This is a genomic window from Kluyvera genomosp. 2, assembly GCF_036759865.1.
In the GTDB taxonomy this organism is placed as follows: Bacteria; Pseudomonadota; Gammaproteobacteria; order Enterobacterales; family Enterobacteriaceae; genus Kluyvera; species Kluyvera ascorbata_B.
Genome location: NZ_JAPKIA010000016.1, coordinates 1 through 13,176, shown reverse-complemented (window position 1 = coordinate 13,176; position 13,176 = coordinate 1). Strand labels below are relative to the sequence as shown.

General features: G+C 48.7%; 14 protein-coding genes and 1 pseudogene. 5 read left to right on the top strand and 10 right to left on the bottom strand.

Annotated features, from left to right (window positions below):
- Nucleotides 1-94: 94 nt before the first annotated feature.
- Nucleotides 95-688, top strand: a complete 594-nt coding sequence (locus tag V6942_RS17220; protein ID WP_420107854.1) for a YebB family permuted papain-like enzyme — start codon at nucleotides 95-97, stop codon at nucleotides 686-688.
- A gap of 11 nt (nucleotides 689-699) precedes the next feature.
- On the opposite strand, the gene ruvC is transcribed toward V6942_RS17220, so the two are convergent.
- Genes ruvC through aspS form a run of 4 tightly spaced genes read right to left on the bottom strand, consistent with a single transcriptional unit; the run spans nucleotide 700 to nucleotide 4,260 of the window.
- Complete coding sequence (ruvC, locus tag V6942_RS17215; RefSeq protein WP_106927781.1) at nucleotides 700-1,221, bottom strand: crossover junction endodeoxyribonuclease RuvC; 522 nt, start codon at nucleotides 1,219-1,221, stop codon at nucleotides 700-702.
- 34 nt (nucleotides 1,222-1,255) lie between these two features.
- Nucleotides 1,256-1,999, bottom strand: coding sequence for a YebC/PmpR family DNA-binding transcriptional regulator (locus tag V6942_RS17210; RefSeq protein WP_106927783.1), 744 nt, complete (start codon nucleotides 1,997-1,999; stop codon nucleotides 1,256-1,258).
- A gap of 28 nt (nucleotides 2,000-2,027) precedes the next feature.
- Nucleotides 2,028-2,471, bottom strand: coding sequence for a dihydroneopterin triphosphate diphosphatase (gene nudB / locus V6942_RS17205; protein ID WP_106927785.1), 444 nt, complete (start codon nucleotides 2,469-2,471; stop codon nucleotides 2,028-2,030).
- 1 nt (nucleotide 2,472) lies between these two features.
- Complete coding sequence (aspS, locus tag V6942_RS17200) at nucleotides 2,473-4,260, bottom strand: aspartate--tRNA ligase (RefSeq protein WP_106927787.1); 1,788 nt, start codon at nucleotides 4,258-4,260, stop codon at nucleotides 2,473-2,475.
- Between the two features lie 266 nt (nucleotides 4,261-4,526).
- Between aspS and V6942_RS17195 the strand changes: the two genes are divergently transcribed.
- The 3 genes and pseudogenes from V6942_RS17195 (at nucleotide 4,527) to V6942_RS17185 (ending at nucleotide 6,848) form a co-directional block, all read left to right on the top strand.
- Nucleotides 4,527-5,093 carry a hydrolase gene (locus V6942_RS17195; protein ID WP_182930419.1) on the top strand — a complete coding sequence of 189 codons (567 nt, stop codon included), beginning with the start codon at nucleotides 4,527-4,529 and terminating at the stop codon, nucleotides 5,091-5,093.
- Nucleotides 5,090-5,572 (top strand): annotated as a pseudogene (locus tag V6942_RS17190) (DUF72 domain-containing protein); the annotation flags it as partial. The gene V6942_RS17195 and the pseudogene V6942_RS17190, both read left to right, overlap by 4 nt.
- A 595-nt stretch (nucleotides 5,573-6,167) precedes the next feature.
- Nucleotides 6,168-6,848, top strand: coding sequence for a DUF4145 domain-containing protein (locus V6942_RS17185; RefSeq protein ID WP_333501554.1), 681 nt, complete (start codon nucleotides 6,168-6,170; stop codon nucleotides 6,846-6,848).
- A 45-nt stretch (nucleotides 6,849-6,893) separates the two neighbouring features.
- Here the strand turns inward: V6942_RS17185 and V6942_RS17180 are convergent, their stop codons facing one another.
- Complete coding sequence (locus V6942_RS17180; RefSeq protein ID WP_333501553.1) at nucleotides 6,894-7,301, bottom strand: hypothetical protein; 408 nt, start codon at nucleotides 7,299-7,301, stop codon at nucleotides 6,894-6,896.
- 240 nt (nucleotides 7,302-7,541) lie between these two features.
- Here V6942_RS17180 and V6942_RS17175 point away from each other — a divergent pair, with 240 nt between their 5' ends.
- Nucleotides 7,542-7,832, top strand: coding sequence for a hypothetical protein (locus V6942_RS17175; protein ID WP_333501552.1), 291 nt, complete (start codon nucleotides 7,542-7,544; stop codon nucleotides 7,830-7,832).
- Between the two features lie 73 nt (nucleotides 7,833-7,905).
- Here V6942_RS17175 and V6942_RS17170 read toward each other — a convergent pair whose 3' ends face one another.
- The 5 genes from V6942_RS17170 to V6942_RS17150 form a co-directional block, all read right to left on the bottom strand.
- Nucleotides 7,906-8,469, bottom strand: coding sequence for a recombinase family protein (locus V6942_RS17170; protein ID WP_333501551.1), 564 nt, complete (start codon nucleotides 8,467-8,469; stop codon nucleotides 7,906-7,908).
- A 137-nt stretch (nucleotides 8,470-8,606) separates the two neighbouring features.
- A complete protein-coding gene (locus V6942_RS17165; RefSeq protein ID WP_333501550.1) occupies nucleotides 8,607-8,960 on the bottom strand; it encodes a hypothetical protein in 354 nt (117 codons plus the stop codon).
- Between the two features lie 95 nt (nucleotides 8,961-9,055).
- Entirely contained in the window at nucleotides 9,056-9,256 is a 201-nt protein-coding gene (locus V6942_RS17160; RefSeq protein WP_333501549.1) for a helix-turn-helix domain-containing protein, read from the bottom strand.
- Between the two features lie 607 nt (nucleotides 9,257-9,863).
- Entirely contained in the window at nucleotides 9,864-10,667 is an 804-nt protein-coding gene (locus V6942_RS17155) for a hypothetical protein (RefSeq protein ID WP_333501548.1), read from the bottom strand.
- 103 nt (nucleotides 10,668-10,770) lie between these two features.
- Nucleotides 10,771-12,957: a hypothetical protein gene (locus V6942_RS17150; protein ID WP_333501547.1), complete on the bottom strand. Its 2,187-nt coding sequence runs from the start codon at nucleotides 12,955-12,957 to the stop codon at nucleotides 10,771-10,773.
- Nucleotides 12,958-13,176: the final 219 nt, after the last annotated feature.

The window sequence follows — 13,176 nt, the reverse complement described above, 5'->3', positions numbered from 1 at the left end:
AACCCATTTCTTGTCATGGCACTAATATAGTGTTAATTATCTTACAGCGTAAAATAAAGGGCGTCATTTCAGAAAATCACCATGGAACGAGAGCATGAAAAAACATTACTCAACGCAATATGAAACCGGAGATATTGTCTTTACCTGTATAGGTGCTGCGCTTTTCGGCCAGATATCAACCGCATCACAGTGCTGGAGTAACCATGTTGGCATAATTATCGGCCACAACGGCGAAGACTATCTGGTGGCTGAAAGCCGCGTCACTCTCTCAACCGTCACCACGCTATCGCTGTTTATTCAGCGTTCCGCTGAACAGCGTTATGCCGTTCGTCGCCTGCGCGGCGGCCTGACGGTCGAACAAAAACTCGCGATCATGGAGCAGGTTCCTGCCCGGCTAAATAAATTTTATCACACGGGATTTAAATACGAGTCATCACGCCAGTTCTGTTCGAAATTTGTGTTTGATATCTACAAAGAAGCGTTGTGTATTCCGATAGGCGACGTCGAGACGTTTGAAGAATTGCTGCACAGCAACCCCGGTGCGAAGCTCACCTTCTGGAAGCTCTGGTTTTTAGGGTCTATTCCCTGGGAGCGCAAAACGGTGACGCCAGCCAGCCTGTGGCAGCATCCGAATCTTATTCTGGTGGATTCACAAAATGTAGATACCCCCCCAATCAACGGCGACTGAGGCGGTTTAAGTTATCGCAGCCGTCCACGCGCTAAATTCAGCCTTGCATCGCTCACCTGCATGGCATTCTGGCTGACATGGCAATGGGTAATGGCAATCGCCAGCGCATCCGCGGCATCCGCCTGCGGGTTGGCGGGCAGCTTGAGCAGCGTTCGCACCATATGCTGTACCTGGCTTTTTTCCGCGCTACCGATACCCACCACCGTCTGTTTGACCTGGCGAGCCGCATACTCAAAAACCGGCAGTTCCTGGTTGGTGGCGGCTACAATCGCCACGCCGCGCGCCTGCCCTAGTTTGAGTGCCGAATCGGCGTTTTTCGCCATAAAGACCTGCTCGATAGCGAAATAGTCCGGCTGGAACTGCGTGATGATCTCCGTCACGCCTGCGTAAATCAGCTTCAGACGCGACGGCAGATCGTCAACTTTAGTGCGGATGCATCCGCTGCCAAGATAGGTCAACTGGCGACCCACCTGGCGAATGACACCATAACCGGTGATGCGTGACCCCGGGTCAATGCCGAGAATAATAGACATCACGCCTCTCCTGTTATGTCAGCGTTAAACCACCTCATTCTAAGGTAGCAGCAACCTCGTCAGAGATTTCGCCGTTATGGTAGACTTCCTGAACGTCGTCACAGTCTTCCAGCATGTCGATCAGACGCATCAGCTTCGGCGCCGTTTCCGCATCCATATCGGCTTTGGTCGATGGAATCATGGACACTTCCGCCGCGTCGGCTTTCAGACCAGCCGCTTCCAGCGCATCACGCACTTTACCCATCTCTTCCCACGCGGTATAGACGTCAATCGCGCCGTCGTCGAAGGTCACCACATCTTCAGCACCGGCTTCCAGCGCCGCTTCCATGATGACGTCTTCGTCGCCCTGTTCAAAGGAGATCACGCCTTTTTTGCTGAACAGATACGCGACGGAACCGTCGGTACCCAGGTTGCCGCCGGTTTTGCTGAACGCATGACGCACTTCCGCAACGGTACGGTTACGGTTGTCAGACAGGCACTCAATCATCACCGCGGTGCCGCCAGGACCGTAGCCTTCATAGATGATGGTTTCCATGTTGGAATCTTCATCACCGCCCACACCGCGCGCGATAGCGCGGTTCAGGGTATCGCGCGTCATGTTGTTGGCCAGGGCTTTATCTACCGCTGCACGCAGACGTGGGTTCGCATCCGGATCGCCGCCGCCCAGTTTGGCCGCCGTCACCAGCTCACGAATGATCTTGGTGAAGATTTTGCCGCGCTTCGCATCCTGCGCGGCTTTACGATGTCTGGTGTTGGCCCATTTACTATGACCTGCCATAAAAATATCTCCAAAAAACTATGCCCTTTCAGGCAGCGTTAATGACAAATTCTTCAATCGCCTGCCGGTTGCTCCACGACTTGGTGAGCGCCGCCGCAGCGGGCGCATCGAGCCATTGGTAAGCCAGGTGTTCGGTGAACACCACTTCCCGTTCGTGAGGAAGCGCAAGACAGAACCACGATTCCGTATTGCGTTCGACGCCAGGGGCATAGCGATGACGTAAATGTTGAAAAATTTCAAACTCCACCGTGCGTTGACAGTCCATCAAGGTCAGTTGCTCAGACACAACATCAATGGTGACCTCTTCCTTTACTTCACGCATGGCAGCCTGCGACGCGGTTTCCCCTTCCTCTATACTGCCGGTGACCGACTGCCAGAAGTCAGGGTCATCGCGTCGCTGCAACATCAGCACCCGTTTACTGTCCTGGGCGTAAATGACCACCAGAATAGAAACGGGTCGCTTGAATGACATGTTACTTATTCTCCGCCGACTCTTTCGGCTCTTTCGCAATAACCTGAATACCCAGTTCACCCAGCGAAGCCGGGTTCGCGAAGCTTGGTGCTTCGGTCATCAGACAGGCAGCCGCGGTCGTTTTCGGGAAAGCGATAACGTCGCGGATGTTGTCGGTGCCGGTCAGCAGCATGGTCAGACGGTCCAGACCAAACGCCAGGCCCGCGTGCGGCGGCGTGCCGTATTTCAGGGCGTCGAGCAGGAAGCCGAATTTCTCACGCTGTTCCTGTTCGTTAATGCCCAGAATACCGAACACGGTCTGCTGCATATCGCCACGGTGGATACGCACGGAACCGCCGCCCACTTCATAGCCGTTGATGACCATGTCGTAAGCATTCGCCACGGCATCTTCCGGCGCGGCTTTCAGCTCATCGGCGGTCATGTCTTTCGGCGAGGTGAACGGGTGGTGCATCGCGGTCAGGCCGCCTTCACCGTCGTCTTCAAACATCGGGAAGTCGATAACCCACAGCGGCGCCCACATGGACTCGTCGGTCAGGTTAAGATCTTTGCCCAGCTTGAGGCGCAGCGCGCCCATCGCATCGGCCACCACTTTTTTATTGTCGGCGCCGAAGAACACCATGTCGCCATCCTGCGCGCCGGTACGTTCAAGAATCGCTTCCACGATGTCCGCAGTCAGGAATTTGGCCACTGGGCTGTTGATGCCTTCCATGCCTTTAGCACGTTCGGTCACTTTGATGTAGGCCAGGCCTTTCGCGCCATAGATCTTCACAAAGTTGCCGTATTCGTCAATCAGCTTACGGGTCAGAGACGCCCCGCCCGGTACGCGCAGTGCGGCAACGCGGCCTTTCGGATCGTTCGCCGGGCCGGAGAAGACCGCAAACTCAACGTCTTTCACCAGATCGGCAACGTCAACCAGTTCCATCGGGTTACGCAGGTCCGGTTTATCGGAACCATAGCGACGCTCGGCTTCAGCAAAGGTCATGATCGGGAAATCGCCCAGATCGACACCTTTGATTTCCAGCCACAGCTGACGCACCAGCGCTTCCATCACTTCACGCACCTGCGGTGCGGTCATGAAGGAGGTTTCCACATCGATCTGAGTGAATTCCGGCTGACGGTCGGCGCGCAGGTCTTCGTCACGGAAGCATTTTACGATCTGATAGTAGCGGTCGAAGCCGGACATCATCAGCAGCTGTTTAAACAGCTGAGGAGACTGCGGCAGCGCGTAGAATTTACCTTTATGTACGCGGGACGGTACCAGGTAGTCGCGCGCACCTTCCGGGGTCGCTTTGGTCAGCATCGGGGTTTCGATATCGAGGAAACCGTGATCGTCCATGAAACGGCGCACGAAGCTGGTGATTTTCGCGCGGGTTTTCAGGCGCTGAGCCATTTCCGGACGACGCAGGTCGAGGTAGCGGTACTTCAGACGCGCTTCTTCGGTGTTGACGTGGTTTGAGTCCAGCGGCAGCGATTCTGAACGGTTAATGATCGTCAGGTCAGAAGCAAGCACTTCGATAGCGCCGGTCGCCATGTCCGCGTTGATGTTCTTTTCATCACGCGCACGAACGGTGCCGGTGACCTGAATGCAGAACTCATTACGCAGTTCAGAGGCTAACTTCAACGCATCCGCACGATCCGGATCGAAGAACACCTGAACGATGCCTTCACGGTCGCGCATATCGATAAAAATGAGGCTACCGAGATCACGACGGCGGTTGACCCAACCACACAGAGTCACCTGCTGCCCAACGTGGGACTGTCGAAGCTGTCCGCAATATTCTGTACGCATGAGATATCCCTTAACTTAGCCGTCGGCGGATTGTCGCCTGCCGTGCAGGCGTTACTGTCGCAGCTTTAGCTGAATGTCACTACTGGATGAAAAAAGGGGGCTATTATACTGGAAATTCTCGCCCACGATAAGTCCGCAGCTGTTTATACGCCTGTTTGCTGAACGCTTATTGCCCCCGCTCACAAAAATTAACAATATTTATCCGTTCAATAACCTGGCGACGATTGTAAGGTATGCTCCCCATAGCCCGTATACCGAGGAACTCCATGCTGAATTTAGACGCCAAAAAAACCGCCCTTGTGGTGATTGACCTGCAGGAAGGCATTCTGCCCTTTGCCGGCGGCCCGCATACCGCTGACGACGTGGTCGCACGCGCGGCGCGTCTGGCCGAGAAATGCCGCGCCGTCGCCGCGCCGGTGGTGTTAGTTCGCGTGGGCTGGTCCGCCGATTTTGGCGAAGCGTTAAAGCAGCCGGTTGACGCCCCGGCCCCGGCAAAAGCGCTGCCGGATAACTGGTGGACCTACCCGGCCGCGCTGGGTAAACAGGACAGCGATATCGAAGTGACTAAACGCCAGTGGGGCGCATTTTACGGTACCGACCTTGAAATGCAGCTGCGTCGTCGCGGTATTGAGAACATCATCCTGTGCGGGATCTCAACCAATATCGGCGTGGAGTCGACCGCGCGTAACGCCTGGGAGCTGGGCTTCAACCTGGTCATAGCCGAAGACGCGTGCAGCGCGTTTAACAACGATCAGCATCAGAGCAGCCTGTCCTATATTTTCCCGCGCATTGCGCGCGTTCGCAGCACCGAAGCGATCCTGGCCGCGCTATGATTTATGTCGGGCTTCCCCAATGGTCGCATCCGAAATGGGTGCGCCTGGGTATCACCAGCCTTGAACAGTATGCCCGTCATTTTAACTGTGTGGAGGGCAATACGACCCTCTACGCCCTGCCTAAAGCCGAGATCGTCGCCCGCTGGCAGGCGCAAACGGACGATCATTTTCGCTTCTGCTTTAAATTTCCGGCAACCATTTCACACCAGGCCGCGCTTCGCCAGTGTGACGATCTCACGCAGGAATTTTTCCAACGCCTGTCGCCGCTCGCCGGGCGTATCGGCCAGTACTGGTTGCAGCTTCCCGCAACCTTCGGCCCGCGCGATCTTCCCGCGCTATGGGCTTTTCTCGATGGTCTGCCGAAAGATTTTCATTACGGTGTGGAAGTGCGCCATCCCGGCTTTTTCAGTAAAGGCGAGGAAGAACGGTTGCTGAATCGCGGCCTGCACGAACGTGGCGTTAACCGCGTTATCCTGAATCAACCTTTCTATTGATACACTTCAAGCATAGCTAGTTTACTTCCAACATTCGTAAATAAAATCAATAAGTTGGTTAACACCTAACACAAGGATTAATCAATGAGAATTGCACTATTACTACTACCAGTAGCTTTATTCCTTTCGACTGAATCACACGCACAACTTGAGTATCTGGGGAACTGCACGAACATGAGCGCTCAGGAGTGCGTGAACGCTATCAACGAGCAGCAAAGCCGCCCTGCTACACACTTTGACAACTATTTGGGACGTAGCGTAGCCAGTGCAGAACGTAAGGCTAAGAAATCTGGCTACAAATGGGATGGGGTCAAATGGGTATTACCTGGTTCACGTAGACATGCTGTAGCGTTTAAGACAAGGTCAGACGGCACTATCTACAAAATCATAGAATGGAACGGTTCAAGAATTGACATGATTGAGTAAGGTCAACACTGATGAAGGCTGTGGGGTTCATTGAATCTCATGGCCTTTTCCGTATCTACAGTGCATGGTAAATGAGATAAGTTATCTCAACTCATTGAAAGGTCATATCTAACGTGGCATACAGGATGGATAAAACGAACAACGGAGATTATGAATGTCCTGGATATGCCCCCATTGCGAGACCGCAGCAGTTATAAGAGATGAAGACAAGAAAACCTCTGCAATCGATTTGGATTCAAGTTTTGGCCTTTGGAGATATGAAGTAAAAGGTATCACATGTCCTAACCCAGAGTGCCGCAAACCGACCATAACAGTTGAAATGGCGGAATACAGTGATTTTGGTACTCATAAGCTGTTGAAACATGCACGTAAAGTTGCACGCGTCCTACCTCAATTGACTAAACAACGAGCAAAAGACTATCCAGCCTACATCCCGCACGGCATTCTCACAGACTATCAGGAAGCTTGCGCCATTGTGGAACTATCACCAAAAGCTTCAGCCACCCTTGCAAGACGATGCTTACAGGGAATGATACGTGATTTCTGGAAGGTCAAACCAGATACACTCTTCAATGAAATACAAGCTATTGAAGAGAAGGTTGACCCTGCTATATGGGAAGCTATCGACAGTACTCGCAAGGTTGGCAACATCGGCGCTCATATGGAAAAAGACATCAACCTGATTATTGATGTTAATCCGGATGAGGCGAATCTGTTGATTGAGATGATAGAAATGCTTCTTGAAGACTGGTACATAGCACGTCACGAAAGAGCGCAAAAGCTACAACGCATCAAAGATATGGCAGCAGAGAAATCAGAGGCTCGTAAGGGTTAAATCTGACAAGGCCACTTGTTGAATGCTAGTGGCCTTTACTCATCTCTATTGCTGGATAACCTTACAATCTCCGGCTATCCATTCCGTACCGTAGGTAAAGTCCTGGAACACAACAGACTTACCTCCATCTGCTATACCAAGACTGTACTTCTTATTACCACCACCAATAGCGTTACCCTGCACAGTCACCTTCAGCTTTACAATCTCATCCAGTTGAGTTTCATCGAAAGAACCAGCGTAGTATACAGCCGTTCCGTTCTTAACCTCGATGATGGCTTGTGTATAGGCTCGCTCAGACTCAGAGGAATCAGCAAGAATCCGCTTCTGAAATACGGATGAAGGGTCATTACAGTCAATCCGTACATTCTTCAAGAGTTGCTGTGGTGTAAGGTCGCTTGCGTGTGATGCAGACACCATCAATAGTGCTGTGAATCCTAGAAAGTATTTGTTCATATATCCATATTCATCAAGTATTTGGTTTGCATGACATACAATATGTGATTGATAAACCTAATCCTGTGATTTCACACATACTATTGTTGTTTTTTTTTTCTTATAAAAATCAGGTCACTGTAAAAGGTGGCCTTTGTTGTATCTGCGCAAAGTATCAAGGACAATGTCTACGTGCTTAGTAGGTCTGACCGTCCGGTTACCTCTGCTTTGCAAAATTTTAAAATATCTCTGAGAAATCACATGTTAAAACGTATAGCTTTGATATCACTTGTTTTACTGGTTCCTTCAATCACCAATGCCAAGACAGTCAATGATTACATGCAAGAGCACCACGAATTGCAGAACAAATCCGATGTTTACGCAAAGATTCTTGATTGGGTTAATGACCCTGTAAACAAGGATGGTAAAGAAAGTGGGTATGAACTGGCTGAAATGATGGTTAATGAACTTGCTCAGGCATGTCTTGCTGGTTATCCATCTATCAGTGATGAAAGCTGTAAAGCGGTTGTATTTACTGCGGGTAACAAATAAAGCCAGATACAAAAAAGGCCATGAGATTCAACGTATCGAATCACACAGCCTGCTGTGAAGTGGCCTGTATCGGTCAGACGTTCCAATGTCTCTTAACCGTAGCAATGCCTATGCTGAGTTCTGCGGCAACCTTTGATTGACTCATACCAGAAGCCTTCAAACGCTGTATAGCGGCTGTATCTGCTTTAGGTCGCCCAAATACCTTTCCTTCTGCTTTCGCTCGTTCAAGTCCCTGCTGTGTACGTTCAATGATGCGGTTGCGTTCAAACTCTGCGAATGTAGCGAAGAGTTGCAGCATCAACTTACCTTCAGGTTTTGACAGGTCAGCAACAGGCAGGTCTAAGCAGATAAGCTTGATACCTCTTTCCAGCAGTAACTTAACAGTCTTCTGAACATCAATGTTATCACGCCCTAAACGGTCTAGTTTGAGAACTATCAGTGTATCGCCCTCTTCCAGTTTATTATTCACAAGGTTAGAAAACTTTTCTCTATCCATTGCAGCCACAGAACCAGACACCGTTTCCTCTATCACACGTGATGGTGTGACTTTGTACCCTGCATTCTGTATAGCTAATACCTGATTGCTTGTGATGAGTTCATTGCGACTTACACGGCAGTAGGCAAAGGTACGTGACATAGTTATTCCTTTCATTGGTATCAAAAACACTATACCAAAATGATACTAGAATCAAAAACGCCAATCAATATTTTTGATACCGAATAAAGACGAGGTTTAAATGGGTCCAATAACGCCCGTTTTTGATACCAGTGGATTCAGGCAGCTTTAAGAGATTTTGAAGGTGAAGGGTTGAAGGTCGCTGTGGTCTGGAAAGTAGCTTGCTTACCAGCTTGTGCTGTAGTCGCTGGTACAGTCTCTTTATCACCAAGAACCTGTGCAGCAATCACACGCTTAGACAGTGAGCGCTTAAGATTGTTATCAGCAGCAAGAAGCTTCATTGCCACCTCAATTTGCTTATCCAGGGTGATAGCCTGAACAGAATTATCATCAACTCCGAATGAACGCAGAACCTTAGCATCCTTATACAGGACTGCTTCAAGGAATTTCTGAGAGGAAGTAATAGTATCGACGGAGGTATTGACCGAGGGCTGAATAGTAGTGTTTTGCATTTTATTTTTTCCGAGATGGATATGTGGGTAACACTGAGGGGTATGTGTAAACTGTGGATTGCTTAAAACAACCAAATAAATTACTTACAAATCAATCATTTAATCAAATTTGCAGCTTTTCTTGTTTGTGTAATCATATGATTTACATAAGATTTTGAGATACCAACTACAGCAGCAATCTCAGCGTGACTCTTCCCTTCAGCCTTCAGGAGAAGTACACGGGTCACAAGTGAAGATGTAGAGCATTTCTGTTCTGCTGTTTTCAGTAGTTCAATGTGTTCTGGGGTAATAATCATTAGTTTGTTTATCCTAGGTATTCTTCAAGTTTAAGCAGTACATGGTTGTAGAGTGAATGACTGCATTCAAAGATGGGGTCTTCAAAGGTGGGATGTTTCATCCGGTGAAAGACAAAGTGTCGGGCAATCCTCGCCACCTTTCGATTCATGTTGATTTCAATCTGTCTGATTTGCTCAGGTGTATGGTTCATGTTCACAGTGTTCCTTTAGTGCATTTGAGGATTTGGAAAATCCGAACAATGATGATGTGATGGGTATACAGTTGCCTTAAAACGCTTGCTCGCTCTTGTACGAAGCTTGAAGCTGACGCATCAGTGCTACTGTTTGAGAGATGAACAGAATTCTTATCAGTGGGATAGGATTCGTCCACGCATGAGGGACGAAGAAAAGGTTTTGAGTGTGATAAGTAATCTGTTCAGTGGGGGTAAGAATACGGTCACAGTAAAAGACGGCTCTCGCTCCGCTATGAAGCCTATGGTCGCCATGCTCGATGGCTCCCCACACTGTAAAGGGAACTATGTACAGATATCTTTTAAGTGCTAATACACAGTTCCGTATATTTTGTCTTAGAGAGGAATCTCTATAGTAACTCGTTATATTTTTGACTTTACCAATCAAACATTTCACCTGTGGTCACATCAACATAGCAACACAGGTCTGGAAGCCAAAGAAGGTTATCGATATTCTCAGGGTAGATGTCTACATGAACATACGATGACTGCACACCAGAAGAAGAACCACTCCCACAGCGAATACTTGCACCCCACTGAACCTTCTCACCATTCATATGAGACTCCACCTGTTCAGGAGTTAAACCAGCTTGAACAAGAAGCTGTCTCTTCTGTTCGGTAGTCTGAACAGGCTGTACATGATTACGATAACCCTCTGCATCAGATTCAATGTCAAAATCGTCGTATAGAGAGGAATCTCTATAGTAACTCGTTATATTTTTAACTTCAGAATGGTGCTCAAATGCAGAGATGACATTACGACAAGCTGAAGCTAATAGCTGAGCATATCTTACATCGATGTGCTCTGCTTTAGGTCTGCGACTATTAACAGCCATGTAAACGGATTCTGTAGAAATCGTGTTCAGTGACTTCAGCAGATTGAAAACAACGTATGAATTCAAATTACTACCTGTTGTAGTCTGACGTACTGCACCCATAAAGATATCCTCCACCTGAGATGGCATATTGTGATAGTTGTGGATTCGTCTGAACTCAGACTGAAACAGGTTTGGTGTAGACTTGCCTTGTCTTGGTTTGCGAGGCTTACCCGTTTTTGTGATTGTTACAACAGACTTTGCTGGCAATTGCGCTGGTGCAGATGGAAGGATTTCTTTCAGGACTTCTTCAACAGCGTTTTGTACATCTTGTTCAGTTGGAACTCTCAGATTGCTTGCATACATTAATACTCCATAGTTTTAATACCACTATGGATATGTTATCAGATTGTTATTATATTGTCAATAAATTGTTAACATAACCCCTCGATATGGAGGGGGTCACATATCAGCGCTTCAGTGAAGACGGAGAGAATCCAGCGTTTTGTCCCGGTGATTGCCATCCACCACCAAGACCTTGCGCTGACATCATGACAGAAGCTTCCCTACCATGAATCATAGAGGTGACCTGGGCGGTTGTGGTATATGTCGAACCGTCAAGCATTGGAATATTCAATGTTAACGGGGCAAACTGAATGGGAGATAGGGATACTTTCACATTCTGAGTCTGAGGCATTACTGGTGATGGTGTAAGGACTGGTAATGTTGACACTGCAGTTGCATTGACCGCCACCCCCGAAAGCGCACCATTAGCCCAATTCATAAACTGATTCCAGCGTGAGTTCTTGGCAGGGACACCCGGGATACCCCCTTCATCCGTCTGTAGGTATCCAGGTTCAGCACCAGCAGCCTTCATACCAAGGTACATACCCAGGGTGGAGCCAACTAGAGGGAGAGCAGGAACACCAGCAACAGTAAGAGCAGCAGCTCCAGCACCTTCAGCAACACCAGCAGCACCACCAAGACCTAGCAGACGCATAAGCCATCCACCACCCTTTTTAGCAACGCCAGCACCACCAAACAGAGCAGCCGTGACAAGCATACCCTCAGCCCATGTCCTGAAGATGTCACCGATAGTGGTCAGGGTCTTCTGAACCGGTTCTGGTAATCCTTTGAAGAACTCCTGCCACATGTCGGAAAAATCAGCGTAATACGCACGAACAGTCAGAATGACGTTGTCAAGAGTGTAAATCCAGTCCGACAGAGTTTTGAAGACACCACCAAGGCCATTACCAAGCACTTTAAACAAGGGAAGGTTATCCTCGATGATTGACGTAGACGCGCCCAGAAGCGCCCTGAACCCATCACTGAAGCCCATATAGAACTTCTCTTGTCCATCTTTAATGGCATTTGAATACCTTCCTTGGGCGGCAGCGAGACTGTTCAGAGCCTTCTCTGTTGCTTTGGTTTCAGTGTTGAGATTCTCCATAGCCTTGACCATAAGCTGTGCTGTTTCTCCACCTGAGAGAGCCTTAAGCTTATCACGCAGTTCACGACTACTTCTGGTATTGGTGAGTTTCTCAAGAGGCTTGATTAATGCTGGTGATGCGTTAACCACCTGTAGCCAGTCCTGCCCCATAAGATGGGTAGATGCAGCAATCTGTTGCATAGCGTAGTTTAAACGCCCTACAGCCTCCTGATTCATGCCTGTCTGATGAGCAAACACTGATTCTGTTTCAAGGAGTTTGACAATATCCTGATTCGAGAATTGCTGTTCAGGTAATGTGAAACGTAACTGAGCAGCTTGCTGTTGAGCGTCAGCTTTGTCTGCACCATATTTGTTTGCATACTCGTTGACGGCATCTGTGATGACCTTCGTATCACTACCATAAGCACCGGACAGCATATTCTTTGCCTGGTTACGCTTATTACCTTCCTGAAGAGATTCGTTGAAGTATTCTACTGCTGCATTCAGGGAAAGAAGACCAGCCGTTACAGTAGAAACTGCGAAACCAAGCTTACCAAATAAAGAAGCACCCTCGAGAGCATTAAGACGCTGCGAGGCTCTGACCTGTGACGATGCTCTTACCTGTTGAGAAAACTCAAAGTTGAGATTTCTAAGATTTCGCCTGAATTCAGTGACATCACGGTTACCCATCAAGCTACTATTACGAAGCTCATTCAGCCTGTTCTGATATTGCTGAGCAAGCTGTGGGTGGCGTAACTGCATATTGCCATACCAGGAACTGGTGGTCTGTCGATGTGAAAGGTCACGGATGGATTCTGCCCCTGCCAGGCGATTGTTAACACGTGGAGTGTATGGGCGAGGATTACCAGCGGGTGCACCAGCAGAGCGAGAAGCTTCACGCATCGCATCACGGACAGTATTAGCAGCCTGTACACCCTCTTGCTGGTATCGAGTGAACAGACCACCACCAACACCACCAACAGCAAAGCCACGCTGTAAAGATTTTTGGATGTGCTGTGAGGTTTGTGATGCCTGTCGCTGAATCTGATTAAAAATCTCACCCGTTTTCTGTGCACCATTCAGACGAGTGAAAGCCGAGTTAAGTTGTTTTTCAATGCGAGTTGCAGCTTGCATCACACGCTTGTCTAGCTGTGATAAACCACGTTCAACTTTAGACGGGTCAAACCCCATCTCAATTACAAAGGAAGAAACTGTATAGTTAGCCATTCATATTTTTGGTTACCTGTAATGTAAAAAAAGGCCACCCCGTTATTCACGATGGCAGCCTTACTTTATTGTTTTGACTATTTACGGCCTTTACGGACTGTCGAAACGAACATCTGCTCAAAGTCTGGAATACTGTTCCATTTCTCAGCAACTTCATCACGAAGTGATGTAGCCCCCTGAAACACCAGACAGTAGCTGTATCTCCAGATAAGAGATAGG

What these genes read in the sequence shown, in the direction of transcription:
- V6942_RS17150 (WP_333501547.1), bottom strand. Translation starts at nt 12,957, where the DNA reads ATGGCTAACTATACAGTTTCTTCCTTTGTAATTGAGATGGGGTTTGAC.
- ruvC (WP_106927781.1), bottom strand. Translation starts at nt 1,221, where the DNA reads ATGTCTATTATTCTCGGCATTGACCCGGGGTCACGCATCACCGGTTAT.
- V6942_RS17220 (WP_420107854.1), top strand. Translation starts at nt 95, where the DNA reads ATGAAAAAACATTACTCAACGCAATATGAAACCGGAGATATTGTCTTT.
- V6942_RS17180 (WP_333501553.1), bottom strand. Translation starts at nt 7,301, where the DNA reads ATGAACAAATACTTTCTAGGATTCACAGCACTATTGATGGTGTCTGCA.
- V6942_RS17195 (WP_182930419.1), top strand. Translation starts at nt 4,527, where the DNA reads ATGCTGAATTTAGACGCCAAAAAAACCGCCCTTGTGGTGATTGACCTG.
- V6942_RS17155 (WP_333501548.1), bottom strand. Translation starts at nt 10,667, where the DNA reads ATGTATGCAAGCAATCTGAGAGTTCCAACTGAACAAGATGTACAAAAC.
- nudB (WP_106927785.1), bottom strand. Translation starts at nt 2,471, where the DNA reads ATGTCATTCAAGCGACCCGTTTCTATTCTGGTGGTCATTTACGCCCAG.
- V6942_RS17185 (WP_333501554.1), top strand. Translation starts at nt 6,168, where the DNA reads ATGTCCTGGATATGCCCCCATTGCGAGACCGCAGCAGTTATAAGAGAT.
- V6942_RS17175 (WP_333501552.1), top strand. Translation starts at nt 7,542, where the DNA reads ATGTTAAAACGTATAGCTTTGATATCACTTGTTTTACTGGTTCCTTCA.
- aspS (WP_106927787.1), bottom strand. Translation starts at nt 4,260, where the DNA reads ATGCGTACAGAATATTGCGGACAGCTTCGACAGTCCCACGTTGGGCAG.
- V6942_RS17160 (WP_333501549.1), bottom strand. Translation starts at nt 9,256, where the DNA reads ATGATTATTACCCCAGAACACATTGAACTACTGAAAACAGCAGAACAG.
- V6942_RS17165 (WP_333501550.1), bottom strand. Translation starts at nt 8,960, where the DNA reads ATGCAAAACACTACTATTCAGCCCTCGGTCAATACCTCCGTCGATACT.
- V6942_RS17170 (WP_333501551.1), bottom strand. Translation starts at nt 8,469, where the DNA reads ATGTCACGTACCTTTGCCTACTGCCGTGTAAGTCGCAATGAACTCATC.
- V6942_RS17210 (WP_106927783.1), bottom strand. Translation starts at nt 1,999, where the DNA reads ATGGCAGGTCATAGTAAATGGGCCAACACCAGACATCGTAAAGCCGCG.